The sequence below is a fragment of the Acidovorax sp. GW821-FHT10A04 genome (assembly GCF_059415825.1).
The window spans coordinates 260804-286974 of the sequence record NZ_JBWKNZ010000006.1; the positions used below are offsets into that span (position 1 = coordinate 260804).

21 protein-coding genes are annotated in these 26171 nt (G+C 68.9%); 12 read left to right on the forward strand and 9 right to left on the reverse strand.

Annotated features, from left to right (window positions below):
• Positions 1–107 precede the first annotated feature (107 nt).
• Positions 108–878, forward strand: coding sequence for a Crp/Fnr family transcriptional regulator (locus AC07PF_RS15310; protein WP_494612452.1), 771 nt, complete (start codon positions 108–110; stop codon positions 876–878).
• A 119-nt stretch (positions 879–997) separates the two neighbouring features.
• Here AC07PF_RS15310 and AC07PF_RS15315 read toward each other — a convergent pair whose 3' ends face one another.
• The 3 genes from AC07PF_RS15315 to AC07PF_RS15325 all read right to left on the reverse strand — a co-directional run bounded on the left by AC07PF_RS15315 (position 998) and on the right by AC07PF_RS15325 (position 5156).
• Positions 998–2554 carry a hypothetical protein gene (locus AC07PF_RS15315; protein WP_494612453.1) on the reverse strand — a complete coding sequence of 519 codons (1557 nt, stop codon included), beginning with the start codon at positions 2552–2554 and terminating at the stop codon, positions 998–1000.
• 69 nt (positions 2555–2623) lie between these two features.
• Entirely contained in the window at positions 2624–4066 is a 1443-nt protein-coding gene (locus AC07PF_RS15320; RefSeq protein ID WP_494612454.1) for an aldehyde dehydrogenase family protein, read from the reverse strand.
• Between the two features lie 100 nt (positions 4067–4166).
• Complete coding sequence (locus AC07PF_RS15325) at positions 4167–5156, reverse strand: porin (RefSeq protein ID WP_494609069.1); 990 nt, start codon at positions 5154–5156, stop codon at positions 4167–4169.
• A 102-nt stretch (positions 5157–5258) separates the two neighbouring features.
• On the opposite strand from AC07PF_RS15325, the gene AC07PF_RS15330 reads away from it, so the two are divergent.
• From AC07PF_RS15330 to AC07PF_RS15355, 6 genes are all read left to right on the forward strand, one after another.
• Positions 5259–5909 carry a GntR family transcriptional regulator gene (locus tag AC07PF_RS15330; RefSeq protein ID WP_494609070.1) on the forward strand — a complete coding sequence of 217 codons (651 nt, stop codon included), beginning with the start codon at positions 5259–5261 and terminating at the stop codon, positions 5907–5909.
• 94 nt (positions 5910–6003) lie between these two features.
• Positions 6004–6993, forward strand: coding sequence for a Bug family tripartite tricarboxylate transporter substrate binding protein (locus AC07PF_RS15335; protein ID WP_494609071.1), 990 nt, complete (start codon positions 6004–6006; stop codon positions 6991–6993).
• 19 nt (positions 6994–7012) lie between these two features.
• On the forward strand, positions 7013–8212 hold the full coding sequence (locus AC07PF_RS15340) for a mandelate racemase/muconate lactonizing enzyme family protein (RefSeq protein ID WP_494612455.1): 1200 nt from the start codon (positions 7013–7015) through the stop codon (positions 8210–8212).
• Positions 8213–8220: 8 nt separating this feature from the next.
• Complete coding sequence (locus AC07PF_RS15345; RefSeq protein WP_494612525.1) at positions 8221–8952, forward strand: ribonuclease activity regulator RraA; 732 nt, start codon at positions 8221–8223, stop codon at positions 8950–8952.
• Positions 8945–9757: an NAD-dependent epimerase/dehydratase family protein gene (locus tag AC07PF_RS15350; RefSeq protein WP_494612456.1), complete on the forward strand. Its 813-nt coding sequence runs from the start codon at positions 8945–8947 to the stop codon at positions 9755–9757. Before AC07PF_RS15345 ends, AC07PF_RS15350 begins: the two co-directional genes overlap by 8 nt.
• 16 nt (positions 9758–9773) lie before the next feature.
• Positions 9774–10622, forward strand: coding sequence for an SMP-30/gluconolactonase/LRE family protein (locus tag AC07PF_RS15355; protein WP_494612457.1), 849 nt, complete (start codon positions 9774–9776; stop codon positions 10620–10622).
• Here the strand turns inward: AC07PF_RS15355 and AC07PF_RS15360 are convergent.
• The gene (locus AC07PF_RS15360) at positions 10619–11425 is read right to left on the reverse strand and encodes a helix-turn-helix domain-containing protein (protein ID WP_494612458.1); all 807 of its coding nucleotides are present in this window, start codon (positions 11423–11425) and stop codon (positions 10619–10621) included. The two genes, AC07PF_RS15355 and AC07PF_RS15360, sit on opposite strands and share 4 nt — an antisense overlap.
• A 121-nt stretch (positions 11426–11546) precedes the next feature.
• Here AC07PF_RS15360 and AC07PF_RS15365 point away from each other — a divergent pair, with 121 nt between their 5' ends.
• Positions 11547–12416 carry an NAD(P)-dependent oxidoreductase gene (locus tag AC07PF_RS15365; RefSeq protein WP_494612459.1) on the forward strand — a complete coding sequence of 290 codons (870 nt, stop codon included), beginning with the start codon at positions 11547–11549 and terminating at the stop codon, positions 12414–12416.
• Between the two features lie 249 nt (positions 12417–12665).
• Here AC07PF_RS15365 and AC07PF_RS15370 read toward each other — a convergent pair whose 3' ends face one another.
• Together AC07PF_RS15370 and fumC are read right to left on the reverse strand one after the other, a co-directional pair.
• Positions 12666–14723 (reverse strand): TonB-dependent siderophore receptor, encoded by a 2058-nt coding sequence (locus tag AC07PF_RS15370; protein WP_494612460.1) that lies wholly within the window; start codon positions 14721–14723, stop codon positions 12666–12668.
• A 415-nt stretch (positions 14724–15138) separates the two neighbouring features.
• A complete protein-coding gene (gene fumC / locus AC07PF_RS15375; RefSeq protein ID WP_494612461.1) occupies positions 15139–16524 on the reverse strand; it encodes a class II fumarate hydratase in 1386 nt (461 codons plus the stop codon).
• Positions 16525–17168: 644 nt separating this feature from the next.
• Between fumC and AC07PF_RS15380 the strand changes: the two genes are divergently transcribed.
• Positions 17169–19322: a putative bifunctional diguanylate cyclase/phosphodiesterase gene (locus tag AC07PF_RS15380; RefSeq protein ID WP_494612462.1), complete on the forward strand. Its 2154-nt coding sequence runs from the start codon at positions 17169–17171 to the stop codon at positions 19320–19322.
• Positions 19323–19595: 273 nt separating this feature from the next.
• On the forward strand, positions 19596–19949 hold the full coding sequence (locus AC07PF_RS15385; RefSeq protein WP_494612463.1) for a hypothetical protein: 354 nt from the start codon (positions 19596–19598) through the stop codon (positions 19947–19949).
• Here the strand turns inward: AC07PF_RS15385 and AC07PF_RS15390 are convergent.
• The 3 genes from AC07PF_RS15390 to AC07PF_RS15400 are packed head-to-tail and all read right to left on the reverse strand — an operon-like array spanning position 19946 to position 23303.
• Positions 19946–20773 (reverse strand): inositol monophosphatase family protein, encoded by an 828-nt coding sequence (locus AC07PF_RS15390; RefSeq protein ID WP_494612464.1) that lies wholly within the window; start codon positions 20771–20773, stop codon positions 19946–19948. The two genes, AC07PF_RS15385 and AC07PF_RS15390, sit on opposite strands and share 4 nt — an antisense overlap.
• A 59-nt stretch (positions 20774–20832) precedes the next feature.
• Complete coding sequence (locus AC07PF_RS15395) at positions 20833–21843, reverse strand: tripartite tricarboxylate transporter substrate-binding protein (protein WP_494612465.1); 1011 nt, start codon at positions 21841–21843, stop codon at positions 20833–20835.
• Between the two features lie 44 nt (positions 21844–21887).
• Positions 21888–23303 carry an amidase family protein gene (locus AC07PF_RS15400; protein WP_007855253.1) on the reverse strand — a complete coding sequence of 472 codons (1416 nt, stop codon included), beginning with the start codon at positions 23301–23303 and terminating at the stop codon, positions 21888–21890.
• Positions 23304–23406: 103 nt separating this feature from the next.
• Here AC07PF_RS15400 and AC07PF_RS15405 point away from each other — a divergent pair, with 103 nt between their 5' ends.
• Positions 23407–24306, forward strand: a complete 900-nt coding sequence (locus tag AC07PF_RS15405; protein ID WP_494612466.1) for a LysR substrate-binding domain-containing protein — start codon at positions 23407–23409, stop codon at positions 24304–24306.
• 134 nt (positions 24307–24440) lie between these two features.
• Entirely contained in the window at positions 24441–25994 is a 1554-nt protein-coding gene (locus tag AC07PF_RS15410) for a fumarate hydratase (protein WP_494612467.1), read from the forward strand.
• Positions 25995–26171 lie beyond the last annotated feature (177 nt).

Sequence of the window (26171 nt, forward strand, 5' to 3'; positions counted from 1 at the left end):
CAATGTTCCCTGCGCCCAGCACGTGGCGCCGGAGCATCGCTAAAATTGCTGCAGCGCGGCAAACGCCGGTCCTCCCTTTCGACTTGCCCCGAGAGCAGCCACACACCATGCTGGATTCCCTGAGCCACGGCGTTGACCGCAATGCGCAGCAGCGCCCCTTCCTGAGCCTGGAGGAGCGCGACGCCATCAACCGCGGCCGCTGGTTCGCCGCGCTCACCCCCTCGCTCCGGCACGACATCCTGCGCCTGGGCCGCGTCACGCGCTACGCGCACGGCAAGATGATCGTCGAGCAGGGCAAGCTGGCGACGGACTGGTTCACCTGCGCCAGCGGCGCCATCCGCTTTCGGCGCACCACGCCCTCGGGCAAGCAGGTCACGCTGGCCTATGTGGAGCCCGGCATCTGGGTGGGCGAGGCCGAGGTGCTGCACCAGGGTGCCAACACCTACGATGCCCACGCGCACGGCCCGACCACGGTGCTCAGCGTGGCCGAGGCCGTGTTCCGCCAGCTGCTGCGCGAGCACCCCTCGTTCGGCGAAGCCCTGCTCACCCTGCAGGCGCGGCGCATGCGCTACCTGTACTGGATGATGGAGGACATGGCCACCCTGCCCCTGCGCGCACGGCTGGCCAAGCAGCTCCTGCACATGCTGCGCCGCTTCGGCGAGCGCGCCGCCGTGCCCGGCACGCGCGGCGCCATCGGCCTGTCGCTGGTGCAGGACGAGCTGGCGCAGCTTTTGGGCGGCTCGCGCCAGCGCATCAACATGGAGCTCAAGTGGATGGAGCGCGAGGGCATCATCGGCATCCACCAGCGCGACATCGTGGTGCACAACCTGGCGCAGCTCGAAGCGCTGGCGCAGCAGGAGTCGCTGCCTGCCGACTGACGCCTCAGAGCGGATCACAAAACTCAGCGAAGCGGTTCTGGCCAGGCGCTGCGTCGCAGGCAGTACGGGTAGTACGGCAAGACGCAGCAACGACGCCAGAAGAGTTTTGTCAGCCGCTCTTATTGGAAGATCACCAGGCCCTGGTCGGCAATCACCACCGGGTAGTCGCCCACGGGCAGGTTCTTCACCTGCACGCTGTTGGCACCCGCGTTGTTGTTCACAACGACGCTGGTGTCCGTGAGCTGGTAGACACTGCCATCGAGCAGGTCCGCGAAGCGCGGGCGCAGCGTACTGCTTTGCGCATAGCGCGGGAAGTGAAAGCCCGTGCAGCTGATGGTGATGGGCGCGGTGCCCGCCGTGGCGGTCGGCAGCTCGGTGGTCTTCTTCCACACCACCAGCATGTTGCGCACCACGCCCGCATCGTTGCGCGAGTACGCATGCACCGTGTGGCCGTAGGGCGCGGTGCAGCCGTGGTTGGCGATGCGCTGCAGGCGGTTGTCGAAGATCGCCGTCACGTTCTGGTAGGAGCCATAGGCGATCTTGCGGCCCTGCACGGTCTGGTCGCCGTTCTTGGGGCCCGAGGCCGGATTCGGGTTGTACTGCCAGGTGCCCGTGCGCAACAGCCCCTTGGTGTTCTTGGTCGAATCGTAGTGCAGGTCGACGATGGTGAAGATGTTGGTCTCGATGCCGCGCGAGAAGTCGCCGAGCATGCGCCGCAGCATGTACTTGGCCTGGTTCGCCTCGTCGAAGGCCGCGCCCTCGCACAGCGCAAAGTACTGGCAGGCGCTCGATGGCGCACCGTTCTCGCCCTGGCGCAGCTTGAAGCCACGGCCCTCGACCAGCGTGCGCAGCGCATCGAACTTGGTCAGTTGGGACGGGTAGGAGTCATAGTCCGGCAGGCCCCAGTAGGGGTGAAAGCCCACCGACACGTCGGCATTGGGCACGGTCGCACCCTTGTTGTCGGCAAAGTAGTTCACCACCGATTGGGCGTACAGGTAGCCATCGGACGTGGCCCCACCCAGCACGCCAGTGGTGAAGGAGCCGATGGTGATCTTGGCGCCCGGCTGGATGCTCTTGATCAGCTGCGCGGTCTGCACTGCCAGCTGGGCGTAGTCGGCCGCGGGCACATGGCCATCGGGCTCGTTCCAGATCTCCCAGTCGCTGACCTTGACCGTGGGCTGGTTGTAGCGCGTGACGGTGGCGCGCACGAAGTCCAGCCACTTCTGCCGCCCGGTGCCCGTGGGCAGCGCACCGCCCAGGCCCTTGGTGCCACAGTTGGTGCAGCCCGCCTGCTCGTTGCCATAGCCCAGGAACACGAAGGGCTTGACGCCCTGCGCCCGCACACCGTTGACGATGGCGTCGAGCTTGGCGAAGTCGTAGGTCGCGGGGCTGGTGATCACCGGCTCGATGAAGTGCCAGCCCGACTGGATGCGCACCTTGGAGGCGCCCAGCGGGCCCAGGTAGTCCTTCCAGTTGTCGAAGGTGCTGAACCCCCGGTCGGTGGTCTCACCGCCGATGCCGAAGGGGCTGGTGATGCCGGCGGCCACCATGTCGGCCGTGCTGCGCGGCTTGATCTCGCCGATGAGGCCGAAGCCGGGCCCCGGCTGGGCGAAGGCGGTGCTGGCGCAGGCGGCGAGGGCGAGCGCCTGGGCAGTGGTTTTCAGATTCCAAGTCATGGTTGTCTCCTGTAGTCGTTGTTGGGCGGCCCGCAGGTGTACGAGGCCAGGGGTGGTTGCGCGAAGTGCTCAGGGGTGGGTCAGCTCCTTTCCGATGGCAAGCCCGGACAGAACCCACGCAGGTGCGCTCTGGTAGACCACGGGCCGCAGAAAACGCTCGCAGGCGTGCAGCCCCACCGAGGTGGAGGCTGGCTGCGTGGAAGAAGGCCAGGGGCCGCCGTGCTGCTGGGCGCGCGTGACCGCGACGCCGGTCGGCACACCGCCGAACAGCACCCGGCCGGCGCGGGCCGTTGCCACGGCAACAAGCTGCCGGGCCAGCGCGGAATCTGCCTCGGCCCCCCAAAGGGTGGCGACCAAGGCGCCCTCCATGGACGCGAACACGGCGGCCAGCGCGCTTTCGTCCTCGCAGACGACGACCAGCACCGCAGGCCCGAAGACTTCGTGGCGCAGCGCTGCCTGGTCCGCCTGACGCATGAAATGGTCGGCCTGCACGGTGGCGAGCAGCGGGCCCATGTGCTCGGGCGCGGGTTCCACCAGCAGATGCACGGCGGCGTTGCGGCGCAGGGCCTGCGCTGCAGCCAGGTAGGCCTGGGCGATGGCCGGGGTGAGCATGGGGTGCGTGGGCGCCGCGGCCAGCTGCCGGGCGAGTTCACCGATGAAACGGCGCGGCGCCTCGCCATCGACCAGCACCACCACACCGGGGCGTGTGCAGAACTGGCCCATGCCCAGCGCCACCGACGCAGCCAGCTGGGCCGCCAGCGCCTCGGGCGCCTGGGCGGCAAAGGCCGCGGGCAACACCGCCAGGGGATTGACCGACCCCAGCTCGCCAAAGAAGGGAATCGGCACGGCCCGCTGCGAGGCCAGGGTCTGCAGCGCCAGTCCGCCGCGCTGGGAACCCGTGAACGCCACCGCCTGGATGGCAGGGTGGCCAACCAGCGCAGCGCCGTGCTCCACCGAAGCACCGTCCACCAGCCCCACCAGGCCGCTGGGCAGACGTTGCGCCTGCAGCACTTGCTGCACCCGCTGGAACACGGCGCGCGACAGGCGCGGGTGGGCTGGGTGCGCACGCACCACCACCGGGCAGCCGGCGGCCAGCGCCGACGCGGTGTCGCCCCCCAGCACCGAGAACGCGAAGGGAAAGTTGCTGGCCGCGAACATGGCCACCGGCCCCAGGGGGACGAGGAGGCGGACCATGTCCGGCCTGCCGCGCGGCGGCGCCCCGTCCAGCGCAGCGTCGTGCTCCACCGCGTGCAGGCGACCCGCGAGCACCAGGTCCGCAAAGGCGCGCAGCTGAAAGCAGGTGCGGTCCAGCTCCCCGTTCAGCCGTGTGGCGCCCAGATGGGTTTCCTCATGCGCCAGCGCCACCAGGGGCTCGCGGTGCTGTTCGAGCACCAGGGCCAGCGCCTGCAGGAGCGCGGCCCGGGTCGATGGGTCGCTGGCCGCCCAAAGCGGGGCGGCCAGCGCCGCGTCGGCGGCAGGATCATGGGAGGAAGTGGGCGATTCGCAGTGCATGGCGGGGGCGGTGTGGAATGGAACGGTCGGCAACGGACAGCACGCGCACCCCCAAAGGTGCGCGCGCAAGGCCTTGGCAAGCGCGCAGCGGCGCCCGGGGTCAGAAGTTGTGCTTGACGCTCATGTCGAACAGCGTGGTGCGCGTGAGCCTGTCCTGCTTGGCGCTGCCGACGTTGGCCAGGATGGAGGTGCGCTTGCTCAGGAAGTGCTCGTAGCCCACCGACAGCTTGAGGTTCGCATTGCCGGGGCCTTGCGGGTCCAGGCGCGAGACGGCCAGCTTCACCAGGTGGGTGGACACCGGCACCCGTGCCGTCAGCGAGACGTTGCTGCTGTCCACGTTGTTCACCCTGGAGCGTGCATACAGCAGGGCCGGGCGCACGATGCCGAAGTCATACGACGCGGCGGCCATCCACATCTTCTGCTGGGCCGTGGTGCTGTCGTAGGCCGCGCCCACGTAGAGCGGGCCCGAGGTGTATTCGACATTGGCGCCTGCCGTGTTCGAGCGTGTGCCCTCGCCCGCGCTCCAGGCCACGTTGGTCGAGAAGCCGCCCCAGGTGGCGCTGCGCAGGCCGATGGTGTTGTCGCTGCGGATGCCGCTCACGGGCACGCCATAGTTGGCCAGCAGATGCCGCGGCCCCGGCGTGGCCACCGTGTCGAAACCCCAGGGGTCGGCCTTGAGCGCCACCCAGAAGGCGGGGATGTACTCACGACCCGCATACACCGTGCCCCAGGCCTTGGGCGCGCCCACGTACACATAGGAACGCGCCTCAAAGTAGGGGTTGTGCGCCAGGCCCGTGTCGGCGTCGAAGCGGTGCTCCATCTGGAAGCCGGCTTCCAGGCCGCCACCCAGGTCCTCCACACCGCGAAAGCCGATGCGTCCGGCCGAGCCCTGGCGCACCTGCCACATGTTGGCGGCCGGGCCGGAAGGGCTGATGCCGCCATTGGTGGGGGTGGTGCCGCCGTTCTGGTGGAACACGCCCAGGTCGACGCGGCCATAGATGGTCACGGACGACTGGGCCAGGGCGGGCAGGCAGGCCAGGGCGGCGCAGGCCAGCAGGCCGTGGCGGACAACGGTGGTGTTCTTCTTCATGTCTCAAGTCTCCTCGGGGTTGTGAACGGGGCTGCATGCCCGATGTTCTGGATTGTAGATTTTGGATTTTATAAAATCTGAAATGGAGTATATACTGGCAACATGGACGCACTCAACACCCCCACCTACATTCGTTTGCGCGATCAGTTGCGCAATGACATCGTCGAAGGCGTCTGGGCCCTGGGGGCCCACATCACGCTGACGGAACTGGCCAAGCACTACCAGGTGAGCCAGAACCCGGTGCGCGAGGCGCTGCTGCAGCTGCAGGGCGAAGGCGTGGTGGCCATGCGCATGAACCGTGGCGCCGTGATCCCCACGGTGGATGCGCTGTACATCAACCAGCTCTACAAGATCCGCGGGGCGATCCAGTCCATGCTGGCCGCCGACGCGGCCGGGGCGGCCAGGCCGGCCGACATCGACCGGCTGGTGGAACTGGAAGAAGCGCGCCAGGGCGCGGCCGCACGCTCGGACATCCCTGCCTGCGTGATCGCCAACCGCGACTTCCACCGCTACATGGACGGCATCTCGGGCAACCGCATGGCGGTGGAGATGCTGGAAGGCCGCTCAGCGCTGGTCGATGCCGTGCGGCGCAGCAAGGGCTACGGCAGCGAGCGCCTGGAGATGGTCACGGTGCAGCACGGCCAGATGATCGCGGCCCTGCGCGCCAACGATGGCCAGCGTGCGGCGGCCATCGCGCTGGAGCACGCGGAGATGTCCCGCCAGGATCTGCTCGCCATGCTGCCCAGCCCGTAGCCCACCCGTTTTTCCCTGACGGCAATACCTGCACTCCCTGCCAGGCGGGGAGCGGGATTGCCTGCGCCCAAAAAAACCTGAAGGAGACAACACCATGCAACACCGATATTCCCGCCGACTGGCCCTGACCGCTCTTGCCGCACTGAGCGCGCTGGCAGGTGCCGGCCCCGCCCATGCGCAGAAATTCCCTGACAAGCCCATCACGCTGTACATCGGCTTTGCGCCGGGCGGCGGCGCCGACACGGTGGCGCGGGCCCTGGCCGAAGAAATGGGCAAGAACCTGGGCCAGCGCGTCATCGTTGACAACAAGGGCGGAGCCTCGGGCAACATCGCCACGCAGACGCTGCTCAACAACCCGGCGGACGGCTACTCGCTGGTCTTCGCGGCCATCCACTTCGCCACCAACCCCTGGATCGGCGGCGTGAAGTACGACCCGGCGAAAGACCTGCAGATGGTCTCGCAGATCACCAGCGTGCCGGTGCTGATGGTGGCCTCCAGCGAGAGCGGCATCAAGACGCCCGCCGACGCCGTGGCCCTGGCCAAGCGCACCCCGGGCGGAGCCAAGGCCGCCTCGGGCGGGGTGGCGACCTCCTCGCACCTGGCCATGGAACTCTTCAAGCGCGAGATGAAGGTCGACATGCTGCACATCCCCTACAAGGGCGGCGCCCCGGCCAACCAGGACCTGATGGCGGGCCAGGTGGACCTGATGTTCGACCTCATGTCCGGCTCGCTCAAGGCCACCATCGATTCGGGCCGGGTCACCCCGGTCGCGGTGATGCAGAGCAGCCGCATCCCATCCCTGCCCAACGTGCCCAGCGCCGAGGAATTGAAGCTGCCACGCGGCACCCATATCCGCAGCTGGCAGGGCATCGCCGTCAAGGGCGGCACGCCTGCACCCGTGGTCAAGCGCCTGCACGAAGCGGTGGTCGCCGCCGCGACCAGCGAGGCCTTCCGTGCCCGCGTGGCGCAGCTCGGCTCCGAGGTCGTGACCAGCGGCAAGCCCGAGGACTTCCAGGCCTTCTACCTGCGCGAGCTGGCCCGCTGGCAATCGGTGGTCAAGGACGCGGGCATCAAGCCCGAGTGAGAGAGAGCAAAGGAACCCCATGAAGATCCAAGAAATTCGCTGCCACCTGATGCAGGCGGGCGCTCCGCCGCAGACGGGGTGGACGGGCACGGGCAAGTCGGCCCTGGCGACCTCGCGCAACTGGCTGTTCGTGACCGTGCGGGCCGACAACGGGCTGGTGGGCACGGGCGAAGGCTCGGGCTGGCCCCGGGCCGTGGCAGCGGCCGTGCAGGACCTGGCCCCCCTGCTGGTGGGCGAGGACGCGCGCGGCACCGAGCGCCTGTGGCAACGCATGCGCGTGGCCTGCATGGGCCACGGCCAGACCGGCGTGGTGGGCATGGGCGCCATCAACGCCATCGACATGGCGCTGTGGGACCTCAAGGCCCAGGCGCTGGGCGTGCCGCTGTACGAACTGCTGGGCGGCGCCACGCGCAGCCAGGTGCCGTTCTACGTGCATGCCGCCACGCCCGAAGCGGCACGCGCGGCCGTGGCAGCAGGCGCGCAGGGCATCAAGGTCGGCGGCATCGCCAACGTGGTGGAGCGCGCCCATGCCGTGCGCGCCGCCATCGGCCCCGACATCGACCTGATGTGCGACCTGCACGGGCCGCCATGGCTGGCGCCGGCCGACGCCGTGGCCATCGGCCGGGAGCTGGAGCCTTTGAAACTGCTGTTCCTGGAAGAACCCGTCGCGCCCGACGACATGCGCGGCTGGCGCCTGGTGCGCGACAAGGTGGCGCTGCCGCTGGCCGGGGGCGAGCGCCTGGCCACGCTGCAGGACATGCAGCCCTTCCTGGCCGAGGGCCTGCTCGACGTGGTGCAGCCCGATGGCGGGCGCTTCGGCGGCATCACGCAGATCAAGAAGCTCGCCGGCATGGCCGAGGCCCTGTCGGTGATGGTGGCGCCCCACTCGGGATCGCTCGGGCCGGTCGCGGAAGTGGCCATGGTGCACCTGCTCAGCGCCATCCCCAATGCGCTGGTGCTCGAGCGCATGGACCCGGACTGGGAAGGGCGCGCACAGGTCATGGACAGCGGCCTGCGCGTGGAGCCCGGCTTCCTTTCGGCGGGCACCGGGCCGGGCCTGGATGTGCGGCTGCGCGAGGACTTCATCGCCGCGCACCCGAGCCAGTGCAATGTCGGCCTGGCCACCGGCGGCTGGAATGCCGGCACCGACCACGAATCTGTTTACCTGCAAGCGCGTCGCCCCCGGGCACGCATCGGACGAGACCTGAAGAACCCATGACGCAAGCACTGCACTCCCACACCCTGCCCCGCCTGGGGCTCGTATCCACCGCCACCCTGACCACGGTGCTGTTCAAGCGCGGCTTTCGCAACGTCTTCCTGCAGGAAGTGCGGCCCGTGAACCCGGCCACAGCCCGCATGGTGGGCCTGGCCTTCACGCTGCGCTACATCCCGGCGCGCGAGGACCTCGACGGCCTCGACGCCTTCGACGACCCGGCGCACCCGCAGCGCGTGGCCGTGGAAACCTGCCCCGCCGGCCATGTGCTGGTGATGGACAGCCGCGGCGATGCGACGGCTGCGTCCTCGGGCAACATCCTCGTCACCCGGCTGATGCGCCGCGGCGTGGCCGGCGTGGTGACCGACGGCGGTTTCCGCGACTCGCCGGAAATCGCGGCCATGCCCTTCCCGGCCTTCCACCAGCGCCCCTCGGCCCCCACCAACCTGATCCGCCACCACGCCATCGACATCGGCCTGCCGATTGCCTGCGGCGGTGTCTCCGTGTACCCGGGCGACGTGCTGGTGGGCGATGCCGAGGGCGTGGTCTGCATCCCCCGCCACATTGCAGACGCCGTGGCACACGAGGCCTATGTGCAGACCATCTACGAGACCTGGGTGGAGGAGCGCATCGGCGCGGGTGACAGCCTGATCGGCACCTACCCGCTCATCGACCCCGAGCGCCGCCAGGCCTACGAAGCATGGAAGGCCGCACACGCCGACCGGTGGCCGCTCGCCCATGACTGATGCACTGCCCCGCACCATCGCCCTGACCGGGGCGGCCGGCCGCATCGGCCGTGCCATCCGGCCCTACCTTCTGCCCCTGTGCAGCGAGCTGCGCCTGCTGGACGTGGCCGCGGTGCAAGCCGAGGACCCGCGCGAGACCGCGCACCAGCTGGACCTGGCCGACCGCGAAGCGCTGACCCAGGCCCTGCAGGGCTGCGAGGCCGTCGTGCACTTCGCGGGCTACCCGCGCGAGGCCGGCTGGGACACGCTGCTGGCGGCCAATGTCGTGGGCGTCGCCAACCTCTGGGAGGCGGCCCACGCGGCCGGCGTGCAGCGCATCGTCTACGCCAGCTCCAACCACGCGGTGGGCCTGTACCCGCGCAGCCAGACAATCGACGGCACGGCCCCGCCGCTGCCCGACAGCCGCTATGGCGTGAGCAAGGTCTTCATGGAAGCGCTGGCCGCCATGTACGCCATCAAGCACGGCGTGCGCGGCTTCGGCCTGCGCATCGGCCACTGCAGCCCCGCGCCTGCGGATGCCCGCGCGCTGAGCCACTGGATCCACCCGGAAGACCTGGCCCAGCTGGTGCAGGTGGGCCTCACGGCCGACTATACGCACGAGATCGTCTACGGCGCATCGGCCAACAGGCGTTCATGGTGGGCCGACGAGCGGGCCCGTGCGCTGGGCTACCGGCCCGTCCATTCGGCCGACCCGCACACCGCAGCGCTCGAAGGCGTGCAGTCGGGCGACCCCGTCGCCGAACATTTCCAGGGCGGCAGCTTTGCTGCGGCAGGTTTCGACAATGCACGCCCCCCATTCCTCTGAGCCAATCGCCCCCCACGTGCAGGAGCACCCGGGCACCGGCCCCATCGAGGTCTGGCCCGTGGGCAACCGCGTGGGCGAGTCCCCGGCCTGGCACGCTGGCGAGCAGGCGCTGTACTGGATCGACGTGCGCGGCCAGCAGGTGCTGCGGCTCGAACCTGCGCGCCAGCGGCTCACGCGCTGGCAGCTGCCGGAGGTGGTGGGCGCGCTGGCGCTGTGGGGCGACGGCACCGTGCGCCTGGCCTTGCAGCAGCGCATCGTGGACCTGGACCTGCACACGGGCGCATTCCGCACGGTGTGCTCGCTGGCGCCGCACGAGCCGCCAGGCAACCGGCTCAACGATGGCAAGCGCTCACCCGGTGGGCGCTGGTTCGTCGTGGGCTCCATGGACGACCGTGCGGACAAGCAGGCCAGCGGCGGCCTGTACTGCGTGAGCGACAGCGGCGCCGTGCGCCAGTTGCATGCCGGCCTGGTGGTGGCCAACGGAATCGCCTGGAGCCCCGACGCGCGCACGCTGTACTTTTCGGACAGCTTTCGCGGCCAGGTCTGGCAGGCGGCGTGGAACGAGGCCGAGGGCACGATGGGCGCGCCCCGCCCCTTCGCGGACCTGGGCGAGGCCGAAGGCCGCCCCGATGGCGCGCAGATCGATGGCACCGGGCGCTACTGGTCGGCCGGTGTGTCGGCAGGCGCCCTCAACATCCTGGCGCCCGATGGCACGCGGCACCGTCGCATCGCCCTGCCCTGCCGCGCGCCCACCATGTGCGCCTTCGGCGCGGCGGGCGACCTGTGGGTCACGAGCCTGGTGCGGCCGGGCTGGGAGCCCACGGCGCACGACGGCGCGTTGCTCAGGCTGCAGATTCCCCGTTAGGCCGCGCGCAGCGCGCTCGGAGAGACCCCGAGCACGCGCCGCATGCTGCGTGCCATGTGGCTCTGGTGCGAAAAACCCGCCGCCAGGGCCACCTCGCTGGCCGGCAGCCGGCCCTGGCGCAGCAGCGCGCTGGCGCGCTCCACCCGGCGCTGCACCACGTACTCGTGCACCGGCACGCCCAGCGAGCGCTTGAACAAGGTCTTGAAGTGCGACACGCTGCTGTGCGCCAACTCCGCCAGCACCGGCAGCGAGAGGTCTTCGTCCAGCCGGTTCTCGATGTAGTCCACCACCCGGCGCAGCTGCGCCGCGGACAGGCTGGGCAGTGCCTTTTTGGCCAGGGTGTAGCGGCCCAGCAGGTGCACGGCCAGGGCTGTGCCCAGGCTCTCGGAATACAGCCGGCCGTTGGGGGAGCCGGCCTGGCGCTCGGCCTCCAGCGCCCAGGCGATGTGCGCCAGGTGCGAATCCTGGAACTGGTGGCGCGGCGCCAGGGCGGCGCGGCCGGCGGGCAGGCCGGCCTCCTGCGCCGTGCGCTCGAGCAGCGCAGGAGAAAAGCGCAGCACCACGGAGCGGCCCGGCCCGTCTTCGTGCCAGATGTCGGCCTGCCCGGCGGCAACGATGTCCACGTCACCGCGCGTGTAGACAAAGCGCTGCGCGCCGCAGATGCCCTGCACCGGCTCGCCCGAATGCACGCGGATGCGCAGGTCCGCCAGCGGCCTGAGCTCGACCACACCGCCCGGCGTTTCCACCAGGTCCACCTGCAGGCCCGCGCGGCCGGGTGCCACCGCCAAAGCTGATTCGTCCATCCGTGCTCTCCAAACAGCCGTTCGTGCGCGACCGGCAAAGCGATTTTTTCGATTATTGGCCTGTCGCCGCGAGCGCACTTTGTGTCCGCGGTTTGGCGTTACTCCCCGAAAGGCTTTTGCTATGAAGAAGACAACGACCGTGATCGGAATGGGCATGATGGGCAAGAAACTGGCCGCCCTGCTGCTGCAGGCAGGCCATGCGGTGAGCGTCTGGAACCGCTCGCCGGCCGCTGCCGCCGAGGTGGTCGGCCAGGGAGCCACCCTGCACCAGGACGTGGCCCGGGCCGTTGCCGCGAGCGAGGTGGTGGTGGTCTGCGTGAAGGACTACGAGGTGGCCAACGCCATCCTGCTGTCGCCGGACGTGGGCGCGGCGCTCCAGGGCCGCACCGTGGTCCACCTGACCACCGGCAGCCCCCGGGAGGCGCTGGAGATGGACGCCTGGGTGCGCAGTCAGGGCGCCCTGTACCTGGACGGCGCCATCCAGGCCGCGCCCGAACAGATGGGTGCGCCCACGACGCCGGTGCTGGTGTCGGGCGCACAGCAGGCCTTCGACAGCGCGCTGGCCGTGCTCCAGGTCTTCGGCGGCGGCATTGCCTACCTGGGCGAGCGCGCGTCCCTCGCCTCGGCCATGGACTTCGCCACGCTGTCCTATGTCTATGGCGCCACGGTGGGCTTCTTCCACGGGGCCCGCATCGCGGAGACCGAGGGCCTGGACGTCGCGCACTACGGCACCATCATCAACAAGATCGCGCCCTCGTTCGGCGAATTCCTCCAACACGAGGGCAAGGTGATACAGAGCGGCGACTTCGCCATCACGCAAAGCCCGCTGCGCATCTCCATCGACGCCACACGCCGCATCGCGCAGCATGCGCGCGATGCAGGCATCCACGCCGCCGTGCCGGAGCTGGCGGAGACCCTGTTCCGCCAGGCCGAGGAGGCCGGCTACGCCGACGAGGAGGCCGCCGCGGTGGTCAAGGTGATGCGCGGCTGACCCGCACACGGAGGCCAGAGCCGTCCCTCGGCCGGCTCATACGGCTTCGCCTTCGACGGTTGACGGAGAGTCCGTATCAGTTATTCATTGCGCTGCGCGCCGCCCGCGACGCATGAAACTGGCGCGGCCCAAGCCAGTGCCCCCGCGCAAGGGCCGCCCCGCCGCGCTGGGGCGTCCCCCTCCCAGATTGCGAAGCAATATGAGAGAGGGGTGAAGGCGCGAAGCGACTCAGGGGGTGTTCACTTCACATCACTTCCACTGGTACTGCAGTTGCAGGTCGACCGTGCGGCCACCGCCGTAGTAGCAGTAGAAGTCGCAGCCGCTCAGGTAGGTCTTGTCCGTGAGGTTGCGCGCGTTCAGCTGCAGGGCCCACTGGCGGCTGATGTCGTAGCGCACCATCAGGTCCAGCAGGGTGTAGGAGGCAACCGTGCGGCCCGCGTAGTTGGCCTCGTCGACGGTGGAGCCGTTGTAGCGCGCACCGGCCGCCACCGTGAGGGCGCCGTCGGCACCGGCCACGTTGTTGAAGCGGTGGCTCACCCACAGGCTGGCCTGGTTCTTGGGGATCAGCGGCGTGCGCAGGGACTGCGTGACGCTCTGGTCCTGGCGCGAGTTGTTGTGGGTGTACGAGGCCTTGATGGCCGTGGCGCTACCGATCTTGAAGTCGCCTTGCCACTCCAGGCCGTGGTTGGTGCGCTTGCCGATCTGGCGCTGCACGTTGGAGGCATCGGCCGCCAGGGCGTTCTTCTCTTCCAGGTCGAAGTAGGCGAACGTCATGGTGCCGCCGTTGAGCCACGATGGCTCCAGCTTCACGCCCACTTCGGCCTGCCGGCCTTCGAAAGGCTTGTAGGGGTTCCTGTTGCTGTCGACACCGAGGGCGGGCCTGAACGACTCGGAGTAGCTGACGTAGGGGGCCACGCCGAAGGAGCTCATGTACATGGCGCCCGCGTTGAAGCTATTGTGGTCCACGTCGTAGCCGCCGGGCACGCTGTTCTTCGCGCTGTCGCGGCGCAGGCCGGCGTTGAAGGTCCAGTTGCTACCCACCTGCAGCTGGCCCGATGCGTAGGCACCCCACTGGCGCAGGCGGTCGGCATAGGGGGTGCTGTCCAGGGTGATGGGCGCGCCGTAGGCCGGGGCGAACATGTCCATGTCCGGCACGAAGCCGAAGCCGTTGTTCCGGCCCGAGGTGGAGGACTTCAGGTAGTCCACGCCCACCGTGGGGCTGAACTTGATGCTGTCGCTCAGCTTCAGGTTGCCCGTGACGCGGTTGTCCAGGTAGTGGTTGCGCGTGTCGCCCTGGGTGAAGCTGTAGCCGCGCTTGGCCATGCGGTTGTTGTCCGAGGACCACGCGAACACGTTCTGCTGGTCCAGGTCCAGGTGCGAGTACTTGTAGTTCTGCGAGAAGGACCACTGGTCCGAGAACTTGTGGCTCAGCAGCCAGCCCAGGCTGGCCTGGGTGCGCTTGAGGTGGTCGAAGTCGGGCTCGCCCAGGTTGGTGCGGCGGTCGATGCGGCCATAGGGCGTGTTGATCAGCGAACCCCAGCCCGGCATGAAACCGTTGGTGGGGGTGCCGCTGTCGCGCTGCACGCTGCCCAGCAAAGTCAGCGTGGTGGCCTTGCTGAACTCGACCGTGGCGCTGGGCGCCAGGTAGAAGCTCTCCATCTCGGTGCGGCGCTGCTGGCCGTCTTCCTTGCGTGCCTGGGCCACGATGCGGTAGTACACCGAGCCATCGCTGTTGGCAACGCCGTTGTAGTCCACGCCCACGCCCAGCTTGCCGCGGTTGCCCGTCTCGGCGTTCATGGACAGGGCCTGCTCCTTCCTGGGCCGCTTGGTCACCAGGTTGACCACGCCGCCGGTGCCGGCAGCGCCGAACACCAGTGAATTGGCGCCCTTGACCACTTCCACGGCTTCAAGGCCGAACACCTCGGACTTCCAGACAAAGAAGCCGTTGGGGGTGGTGGGCGTGCCGTCGATGGAGGTCGATGCCTCGAAGCCGCGGATCTTGAACCAGTCCACCTTGTTGTCGCCGCCGAAGGGCTCGCTCACGATGCCGGCCTGGTACTGCAAGGCCTGGTCGAGCTTGCGCGCACCCTGGGCTTCGATGTCGGCACGGCGCAGCACCACGCTGGAGTTGGGGGCGTAGAAGTCCAGGCTCTGCAGCTCATCGACCGAGCCGATGACGTTGACGGTATCGAGCTGGCGCTCAGAGGCGCTGCCGGTGGCCTGCGCATGCGCGGCCGAGAGGGGGGCCAGCAGGCCGCAGGCGGCCAGCGCCGCATAGGCGGTGGGAAGGAGTCGGTAGGTTTTCATGGCACGGCTCATGGAAATTTGTTGGCAGACACAGGTGACCAAGGGGCCTGCATGCCAGCTTGCCATGTGCGCCATAAGCCAGGACCACGCGTCCTGGGCAGCCTGGGCACGAAACGACCAGACCTAGAGCCGGCGCACCGCCGGACACGCCAAGCCCCTATCGGGTTGGCAGGTAGTTGCCGCTACCACTGTCGAATGACAGAGGTTTTGCAATGCAGCAAATGAGAATGTAAACGAGTTGTATTTGTCTGGCTATCGCCAAGACCCGCTGCGGCCACCAGGAGTATGTTCAGCGCCACGGTCATGCCGTGCCCGCTGGCCGGCCGCGCGTAACGCCACGGCGTGAGCACGCCACCGGGCGCACCAGGTGCGCCCGGCCACTGCATGGATCAGTGAGAGGCTGCGAGGGGCCCGCTCAGCGGCCCACCATGTTGCCCGGCACCACCCACTGGTCGAACTGCTCGCCCGTGACATGGCCCGAGGCCACGGCGGCCTCGCGCAGGCTGCTGCCTTCCTTGTGTGCCTTCTTGGCGATGTAGGCGGCCTTGTCGTAGCCGATGTGGGTGTTGAGCGCGGTCACCAGCATCAGCGAGCGGTCCACCAGCTCGGTGATGCGCTCGCGGTTGGGCTCGATGCCCACGGCGCACTGGTCGTTGAAGCTGACCATGCCATCGGCCAGCAGGCGCACGCTCTGCAGGAAGTTGTGGGCCACCATGGGGCGGAACACGTTGAGCTCGAAGTTGCCCGAGGCACCGCCGAAGTTGATGGCCACGTCGTTGCCGAACACCTGCGCGGCCAGCATGGTCACCGCCTCGCTCTGCGTGGGATTGACCTTGCCGGGCATGATGGACGAGCCGGGCTCGTTCTCGGGGATGCTCAGTTCGCCGATGCCGCTGCGCGGGCCGCTGGCCAGCCAGCGCACGTCGTTGGCGATCTTCATCATGCTGGCGGCCAGGGTCTTCAAGGCACCGTGGGCGTGCACCAGGCCGTCCACCGAGGCCAGGGCCTCGAACTTGTTCGGCGCGGTGACGAAGGGCAGGCCCGTCAGGCGCGCCAGCTCGGCGGCCGACTGCTCGGCATAGCCCTTGGGGGCGTTCAGGCCCGTGCCCACGGCGGTGCCGCCCAGGGCCAGCTCGTACAGGTGGGGCAGCGCGGCGCGCACATGGCGCTCGCCATGGTCGAGCTGGGCCACGTAGCCCGAGAACTCCTGGCCCAGCGTGAGCGGGGTGGCGTCCTGCAGGTGGGTGCGGCCGATCTTGACGATGCCGTCGAAATCTTTCGCCTTCTTGTCCAGCGTGGCGCGCAGGCTGGCAATGGCGGGCAAGAGCTTGTGCGTGAGCGCCTCCACGGCAGCCACGTGCATGGCAGTGGGGAACACATCGTTGCTCGACTGGCTGCGGTTCACGTCGTCGTTGGGATGCACCAGGCGGCCTTCGCCGCGCTCGCCGCCCAGAATCTCGCTGGCGCGGTTGGCCAGCACCTCGTTGACGTTCATGTTGGTCTGCGTGCCCGAGCCCGTCTGCCACACCACCAGCGGGAACTCGCCCGGGTGCTTGCCGGCGATGACTTCGTCGGCCGCGGCCACGATGGCCTCGGTCTTCTTCGCGTCCTGCAGGCCCAGGGCCTGGTTGACCACGGCCGAGGCGCGCTTGACCTGCGCCAGGGCCTTGATGATCTCGCGCGGCTGCTGCTCGCCCGAGATGTCGAAGTTCTGCAGCGAGCGCTGCGTCTGCGCGCCCCACAGCTTGTCGGCCGGCACCTCGATGGGGCCAAAGGTGTCGCGTTCGGTACGGGAGGTCATGGAAAACGGTACTCCAGGGTAAACAACTGCCACAGGAAACAGCGCGGCCCGGTGCGCCAGCCACGGGCCGGGAAAAGGGCTGGCCGGGGAGAACCCGGCGCGCCCGGGAGCATAAGGCAAAACCAAACAATTCTCATTTACCAACCCAAAGGCATGGACGGGAGCCGGGGAAATGCCGCTCCCCCAGGTACACAGGCACCCACGGATTGTGACGCCCCGGAGTCCGGATGGGCAGGGCCCGATGGGGCACACCGGGGGCGCCCGGTTACATACCTAGAGCCCGCACCCCAACAAATCTCGCAACAAATTGGTACACTTTGCCCCAGAAAGAACCCGTTCACGGTCTTTTTCCGGGCCGTGCCGTCCTGGGCGCGCCAAGCCCCATGGACCCCAGGCAGCGGCGCTGCGGATGCCACCCGACCGGCACCTGGAGCCAGCCCCGCCGCCCCTCCCCTTCTTGCGCTGGGCATGCATGTCCTGGTTGGCCCTTTGGGGCCTGCAACCGGGTGTGGCCGCGGCCTGCGCGCGCCCTGGGAGAGACCGTGAACAGGCTCCGCCTCCAGCACAGGCACGCCCTCTTGACGGCGCGCCTGGGCTGGCGCAACCTGCCTATCCACAACCGCCTTTTTCTCCTGCTCCACTCCATGAACACGTTCATGCCCTTCAGCTACAACCTGTTCGTGGTGGCCGCGTCCTTTGCCATTGCCATGCTGGCCTCGTACGTCACGCTGGACCTGGCCCGGCGCGTGCGCACGGCGCAGCGCCGCGTGGGCCTGGCCTGGTGGGCGGCGGGCTCCATCGTCATGGGCACAGGCATCTGGTCCATGCACTTCCTGGGCATGCAGGCCTTCAAGCTGCCCATCGAGATCGGGTTTTCCGGCGGGGCCACCCTGCTGTCCTGGCTGGCGGCCGTGGCCGCATCGGGCGTGGCGCTGGAGCTGGCCAGCCGCGAACATTTCGGCCGCATGCAACTGGCGCTGGGCGCGCTGGTGATGGGGGCCGGCATCAGCGGCATGCACTACATCGGCATGGCGGCCATGGACATGAACCCCGGCATCGTCTGGGACTACCGGGTGGTGGTGCTGTCGGTGCTGATCGCGGTGCTGGCCTCGGCCTCGGCGCTGCTCATCTTCAAGCTGCTGCGCCGCGTGCGGCCCAGCCAGCGCCTGCCCTACCAGTTGGCCGCCTCCTTCGTGATGGCCGTCGCCATCTGCGGCATGCACTACACCGGCATGGCGGCGGCCCGGTTTGCGGTGGGCGCCGTGTGCCTGAGCGCCGGCGAACTGGGCGGTCCGGGCCTGACGGCCATGGTGCTCATCGCCACCGGCATGCTGCTGGTGAGCACCCTGTTCACCTCCATCCTGGACGCGCGGCTGCAGAACACGGCGCAGCAGCTCACCCAGTCGCTGCGCGAGAGCAACACCCGCCTGCAAGCGGCCAACGACGAGCTGCAAAAGCGCGCCTTTGCCGACGCCCTCACCGGCCTGCCCAACCGCCTGCTGTTCGAAGACCGCCTCATCCACGCCCTGCTGCGCCTGGACCGCACCAACCACCTGCGCGTGGAAGACCGGCTGGCCGTGCTGTTCGTGGACCTTGACGGCTTCAAGCCCATCAACGACTCCTTCGGCCATGCGGCGGGCGACGTGATCCTGCGCAGCGCCGCCGACCGGCTGCGCAAGGAAGCACGCGAGTGCGACACCGTGGCCCGCGTGGGTGGCGATGAATTCCTGATCCTGCTGGAAGACGTGACCGACGTGGCCGCCTGCGTCAGCATGGCCAACCGCGTGCTCGAAGCGCTGGCGCAACCCTTCGAGGTGTCCGGCAAGAAGGTGCAGATCGCCTGCTCCATCGGTATTGTGGTGCACCCCGACCATGGCGAGCGCACCAAGCTGGTGGCCAACGCCGATGCCGCCATGTACGCAGCCAAGCGCGCGGGCGGTGGCTGCTACGCCATGTTCGAGCCCCACATGGGCTCGGATGCCTCCGAACAGTTGGAGCTGCTCAACGACCTGCGCCAGGCCCTGGACCGGGGCGAGTTGGCGCTGCACTACCAGCCCAAGATCGACGGCACGCGCGGCCAGATCAGCGGCGTGGAAGCCCTGCTGCGCTGGAACCACCCCAAGCACGGCATGGTGAGCCCGCTGGTCTTCATCGCGCTGGCCGAGCGCTTCGGCCTGATCGGGCGCCTGGGAAGCTGGGTCATCAACGAGGCCTGCCGCCAGACGGCCGAATGGGCACGCAGCGGCATGCGCATGCGCGTGGCCATCAACCTGTCGGTGCACCAGCTGCGCGAAAGCGGCCTGGCCGAGCGCATCGGCCAGGCGCTCCAGTTCCACGGCCTGGATGCCTCGCAGCTGCTGTGTGAGATCACCGAGTCGGTGGCCATGGAAGACATCAAGGCCACGCAGCGCACCTTCGACGGGCTGGCGCGCATCGGCGTGTTCCTGTCCATCGACGACTTCGGCACCGGCTACTCCAGCCTCAACTACCTGCGCCAGTTGCCCGCGCAGCAGCTCAAGATCGACCGCAGCTTCGTGAACGACCTGGAAAACAGCGAAGACGCCCGCGCCGTGGTGAGCGCCGTGGTCAGCCTGGCGCACGCACTGGGCCTGCGCGTGGTGGCCGAAGGCGTGGAAACCATGGGCCAGCGCGACATCCTGCTGGGCATGGACTGTGACGAGCTGCAAGGCTTCTTCTTTGCCCGCCCGATGCCGGCGGATTCGCTGTTCGCCTGGTCGCAGGGCGAAAAACCGGAGGGTGCCGTGGACTTCACACCCTCCGTCATCGGAAGCTTGTAAGCCCCTTCGCGGCCCCTGTACCGGGGCCGCCCCTGCACGGCGGCAGGGGCCAGGCCACTCGCATCCGCAGACAGACGTTGGCGCCTTCGCCGGACCCGCCAGCGTTGCCGACCAGGCCACCGGCCCGCGTGACCAACGGTAGCAATCATCGGCATGTTCTTACAGCGCACGCCGCCCGGCGCGTGCACCATGGCACCACAGTGGCCGCACCGCCATTGACGTGCCGATTCACGTTGACCGGTGCGCACCTACCCAGCCAGATCGGAGATTTCCATGGCCACCAGCAGCCTGCTCGGCATCGATGCCGACAACCTTCCGCCCACCCACAGCGCCACCGGCAACGACAGCATGGGGCCCAGCGATGCATCCGATTCGGGCAGCGACAGCGCAGGCGTCTACAGCGCCGACCCGGAGATGGACACCGACCGCCACGGCACCGGCGAGCGCGCCAGCGTGGAGCCCGGCCTGCACCGCGAGGCCCGCGACATCCTGCCCGACCACATGGAGGCCTTCTCGCCTGACGATGCCGATGGCGAACTGGCCGCCGAACCTGCGGTGGACGTGGATGCGGACCTGTCCCCCGAAGAAGAAAGCGAAGAGCCCGGGGCCGAGGACGAGCCCGCCTAGGCCAGCAAGGCCTCGCGCACCGCATTGAAACTGCGCTGGTCGGGCGCGCAGACCAGCCCGCCGGTCGTGTGCGACGGCCGGTAGGCGCTGCCATCGAAGTGGCCCGAGTACCCGCCCGCCTCCCGGTGCAGCAGCCACCCGGCCGCGTGGTCCCAGGGCATGAGCCGGTTGTAGAACACCGCATGCACATGGCCGGCCGCCACCAGCCGGTACTCGTGCGCGGCACAGCGAAACCAGGTGCTCATGCCCAGGCGCGACAGCCGCGAATTTACCTGGGTGCGCAGCGGCTCCGGCAGGAAGTTGGTGCCGACCACGCACTCCATCTCCCCCACGGGAACGGGCTGCGCCACTTGCAGCACCGTGCGCTCGCCGCCCGCCGACTCCATCCACGCGCCACCGCCCTTCATCGCAAAGGCCGTATCCGCGCGCACCGGGTCGTGGATGGCGGCAGCGACCACCTCACCCGCCACGGTCACCGCTGCCATCACCCCGAACAGCGGCAGGCCCGAGGCGAAATTCTTCGTGCCATCCAGCGGGTCGACGATGAAGGCCAGGTCGGCCATGGCAATGGATGCGAGCAGCGCCGGGTCGCGCCCGGCAGCTTCCTCCCCGACATACGCCGCGGCATCACCATGCCGCGCACGCAGGGCCGACAGGATGGCGGCCTCTGCCGCCTCGTCGGCCTCGGTCACGATATCGAAAGCCGAGGTCTTTTGCCGGCGGTCCACGCCGGACAGGCGCGCGAAGCGGGGCATGATCTGCGTGCGGGCCGCGTCCGCGAGCACAGCCCCCAGAAACGCGAGTTCGGACGTGGGAAAGGTCATGCCCGGTAGTGTCACCGGGAATCGGCCGGTGCCAGCACAGCGCAGTGCAGGCCCCTCCCTCAGTCGCCCTTGAACCCGGACTTCTTGATGACCGGCAGCCAGCGCGCCGCAGCGCGCTCGGTGGCTGCCGACACGTCTGCCGGCTCGGAGCCCGGCACCGGGTCGTAGCCCGCATGCAGCAGCTTGGCGCGCACCTCGTCCTGGGCCAGGACCCTGCGCAGCGCCTGGTTCCATTGGCCCACGGCGGCGGGCAGGGTGTCCGCACGCGCATAGACCACGTAGCCCGAGGTCGCGACCAGGTCGGGAAAGCCCGACTCCGCGAACGTGGGCACATCGGGCAAGCTGGCCGCGCGGCGGCTGCCCGACACGGCCAGCACGCGGATCTTGCCGGCGCGGTGGAACTCCATGAAGGTAGTGGTCGCATCCATGCCGGCAGGGATCTGCCCGGCCAGCAGGTCGTTGAGCATGGGCGTGCCACCCTTGTAGGGCACGATCTGCCCCTTGGAAGCGGACTGGGCCATGAAGTCCATGGCCAGGAAGTGCAGCAGCGACCCGATCAGCGAGATGCCGATGTCCGCCTGCGCAGTCTGGGCGCGGGCGGCTTGCAGGTACTGTGCCAGCGTCTTGTGCGGCGAATGGGCCGCCACGGCAATGCCGAACTGCAGCGCCGCCACATCGGTGATGGGCCGAAAGTCCTTCATCGGGTCATAGCGCATGCCGGAGTAGATCGCCGGGCCGATGAACATGGGGTCCACGGGCGAGAGCAGTACGGTGCCGCCATCGGCCGGTGCATTGCGCAGCGCCTCGCCCGCGATGCGGGTGGCGCCGCCGGGACGGTTGTCCACGACCACATTGCGGCCCAGCTCAGCCTTGAGCTTGTCGGCCAGAACCCGCGCCAGGAAGTCGCCCGCCCCACCGGGCGGAAACGGCATCAGCATGGTTGCGTAGTCCTTGGACTGCGCGCTGGCGCCCATCGGCAGGCCAGCCGCCGCCAGCATGCCACCCAACAGGGCCAGCTTGCGCCGGTGCAGCGCAAGCGTGGGAGAAGGGGAAATATCGTCAGGGGACATGGGGCACCTCGCAAGGATTGTGGATGGACGAACGCAGGGGGGATTCAACGGTTCAGCAGCGCAACGAAACCGGCGCCTTCTTCGATCACCTGCGCCGCATCGAGCAGCAGGTCGTCGCGGAAGCGGGCGGCCACCAGCTGCACGCCGATGGGCACCGATGCGTGCAAGCCGGTGGGTACGGAAATGCCCGGCAGGCCCAGGCAGGCCGTGGCCAGCAAGGGGCTTTGCGCATCGAGCAGCGCCCGAAAGCGTGGCCAGGACTGCGTGTCCTCGTCCTGCGACGCAGGGGGTTGCCAGGACACGGGCACGAGCAGCAGCGCAAACCGGTCCAGAAACACCGACCACTGCCGCGCCAGTCCGGCACGCTGGGCCAGAGCGTCCTGGAAGGCATCGCGCCCGCCCTCGGCAATGCCCTGCTCCATGAACCCCTGGCTCAACCGCATGGCATCGTCCCCATGGTCGCGAATGGCGGCGCTGATGCCGCGGCGGCCGTCCTCGACGCCGAGCACACGCCACAGCTCGGCCGCCTCCCGCAGCGCCGGGGGCTGGACTTCTTCCACGGTATAGCCCGCATCGGCCAGCCAGCGCGCAGCCTCGTCGAGCGCCTGCACCACGGCGGGGTGGGCCGCGATGCCCGGGTACGACCGGCACAGCGCCACCCTCAAGCCGCCCCGGGGTGCGGATTCCGGTGCCTGCGGCCACGGCACGCAGTTCGGGTCGCGCGCGTCGAACAGCGCCATGGCCTGCATCGCCAGCCGCAGGTCGGCCACCGAGCGCGCCAGCGGCCCCTGGGCGGACATCAGCTGTGCGGTGATGCCGCGCTCCGCCGCCGCGCTCGGGTTGTAGGCGGGGATGCGACCCACCGTGGGGCGCAGCCCGGCCACACCGCAGCAGTAGGCGGGGTAGCGGATCGATCCGCCCATGTCGTTGCCATGGGCGATGGCGCCCATGCCGCAGGCCACCGCGACGGCAGCCCCGCCGCTGGAGCCCCCGGGCGTGGTGCCTGCGTCCCAGGGGTTGAGGGTGCGGCCATGCACCGCGTTGTCCGTGAACCAGCGCACCGAATACGTGGCGGTGTTCGTGCGACCCACCAGGATGGCGCCGGCACGGCGCAGGTTGGCCACGACCGGCGCGTCTTCCTGCGCAATGAGTCCGCGCTGAAGCACCGATCCATTGGTCGTCGCCAGGCCCGCCTGGTCCACGTTGACCTTGGTGGTGACCGGCACGCCGTGCAGCACGCCCAGCGGCCCGCCTGCGGCGACCTGCCGGTCGGCCGCGTCCGCAGCGGCCAGCGCGGCCTCGCCGAGCACCTCGGTCAGGGCATTCACTCGGGGGTTGGCGGCCTGGATGCGCGCCAGCACGCTGGACGTCACCTCCCGGCAAGAGATGTCCCGGCGCCGGATGGCAGCGGCCGTTTCTGCGGCGCCCAGGCGCCAGAGTTCCTGGGAGGTGTCGTACATCGGGCAGGTCCTTGTTGCGGTGGATGGCGGTGGAATGGACACAGCGTACGGGGGCAGAGGCTCTCGCGTAAGATGCCTTGAACACTTTGGCAATAACCACAGGTTGTCACCCGACATGAAGGACTACCAGCTCAAAGCCCTGCTGCAGGTCGTGGATTCAGGCAGCATCCGGGCGGCGGCCCGTGCGCTCGGGATCAGCCAGCCAGCCGTGACCAAGGCCATCCGCGAGCTGGAGGCCGAGGTGGACGCCCCGCTGGTGCACCGCAGCTCCCGCGGTGTCGATCTGACCGAATGCGGGCGGCAACTCACCATCCGCGCGCGCCTGGTACAGGCGCAACTGGCCATGGCACGCCAGGACATCCGCCAGTTGCAGGGCGGCCAGCAGGCCTCGGTGGCGGTGTCCGTCACCCCGGTGGTGTTCATGGGGGCATTGCCCGAAGTGCTGCGCGAGTTCAAGCGCGAGATGCCGCAGGCCCAGGTGCGGCTGTTCGAGGGCCTGATGCCCCTGGCCCTGCCGCAGCTGCGCGAAGGCTTCGTGGATTTTGCCGTGGCCGCGGCCGTCGAGGGGTCGCTGGATTCCGACCTGGAGCTCGACCCCATCGCCCCCATCCAGATGATGGTGGCCTGCCGCCCTGGCCATCCCCTGGCCCGGGCCACCACCTGGGAGGAACTGGTCGACGCCGAGTGGCTGGTGCACCGGGCACCGGGCAGCCACCACACGGTGCTTTTCGAGCGCTTCGTGCGCGAGGGCCTGCCCGTGCCCGAGCGGCTGCTGGAGGCCAACACCTTCGGCGTGTCCTGGAGCCTGATGACGCGCAGCGACCTGCTGCTGATGCTGCCCGAGCGCTTCCTGTCCATCGAGCCCTATGCCCGCCAGATCGTGCGCGTGCCCCTGCGCATGGAACTCCCGGCGCTCACGCTGGGCATCCTGAAGCTGCGGGCATCGCCCTTGTCGCTGGCGGCTGGGAGGCTGGCCACGCTGTTCCAGCGGTATTGCCGATAGGCCAACCTTCAAGGGGCTTGCCGGAGCGCCAGCACGGTGTAAGCACGTGGATGGGATAATCGCAGTCTGGCGTCTTCCCCGGACAGCCAGCAGCGCGCAAAGACGCGCTCCTCTCCGCCCACGACAGAAACACGATGACCACCACGATCAAGTACGACGATCTCGTCGAGTCCGTTGCTGCTGCGCTGCAGTACATCTCCTACTACCACCCCGCCGACTACATCGCCCACCTGGCGCGTGCCTACGAGCGCGAGCAGAGCGCCGCGGCCAAGGACGCCATCGCCCAGATCCTGACCAACAGCAAGATGAGCGCCACCGGCCAGCGCCCCATCTGCCAGGACACCGGCATCGTCAACGTGTTCCTCAAGGTGGGCATGGACGTGCGCTGGCAAGGTTTCCCCGCCGGCCTGGAAGACGCCATCAACGAAGGCGTGCGCCGCGGCTACAACCACCCCGACAACACCCTGCGCGCCAGCGTGGTGGCCGACCCCCAGTTCGACCGCAAGAACACCAAGGACAACACGCCCGCGGTGATCTTCGCGCAGATCGTGCCCGGCAACACGGTGGACATCACCGTGGCGGCCAAGGGCGGCGGCAGCGAGAACAAGAGCAAGATGATCATGCTCAACCCCGGCGACAGCGTCATCGACTGGGTGCTCAAGACCGTGCCCACCATGGGCGCAGGCTGGTGCCCGCCGGGCATGCTCGGGATCGGCATCGGCGGCACGGCCGAGAAGGCGGTGCTGCTGGCCAAGGAAAGCCTGATGGACGACCTGGACATGTACGAGCTGCAGGCCAAGTCCTCGCGCGGCGAGAAGCTCGACAAGGTCGAGGAAATGCGCCTGGAGCTGTACCACAAGGTCAACGCCCTCGGTATCGGCGCGCAGGGCCTGGGCGGCCTGACCACGGTGCTGGACGTGAAGATCAAGATGTACCCCACGCATGCGGCCAGCAAGCCCGTGGCCATGATCCCCAACTGCGCGGCCACGCGCCACGCCCACTTCGTGATGGACGGCTCGGGCCCGGTGTACATGACGCCGCCTTCGCTGGACCTGTGGCCCAACGTGAACTGGGCGCCCGACTACAACAAGAGCAAGAAGGTCAACCTCGACACCCTGACCAAGGAAGAAGTGGCCAGCTGGAAGCCCGGCGACACCCTGCTGCTCAACGGCAAGATGCTCACCGGGCGCGACGCCGCGCACAAGCGCATCAAGGACATGCTGGCCAAGGGCGAGAAGCTGCCCGTGGACTTCACCAACCGCGTGATCTACTACGTCGGCCCGGTGGACCCGGTGCGCGACGAGGCCGTGGGCCCGGCCGGCCCGACCACCGCCACGCGCATGGACGGTTTTACCGAGATGATGCTGGCCGAGACCGGTCTGATCGCGATGATCGGCAAGTCCGAACGCGGCCCGGTGGCCATCGAGGCGATCAAGAAGCACCAGAGCGCCTACCTGATGGCCGTGGGCGGCGCCGCCTACCTGGTGAGCAAGGCCATCAAGACCGCCAAGGTGCTCGGCTTTGCGGACCTGGGGATGGAAGCCATCTACGAATTCGACGTGGTGGACATGCCGGTGACGGTGGCGGTGGATGCGGGGGGCACCAGTGCCCACATCACCGGGCCTGCCGAGTGGCAAAAGCGCATTGCCACCGGTGAGTTCCGCGGCATTGAAGTAGCAGCCGCCTGACCAGCTGACAGCGCGGCCTGAAAGGCCGGGCTGCCCCCTCGATCCCCCGGTAGCGCGCCAGGCGCGGCCGGGGGATTTTCTTTGGCGCCACCCCCTGCCCTTCGCCAGCCCCGCACCCAGGTTTTCACCCTGCCCTCCGTGCAGGGAGGGCCCGGCGGCGTTACAGTGCGGGGCATC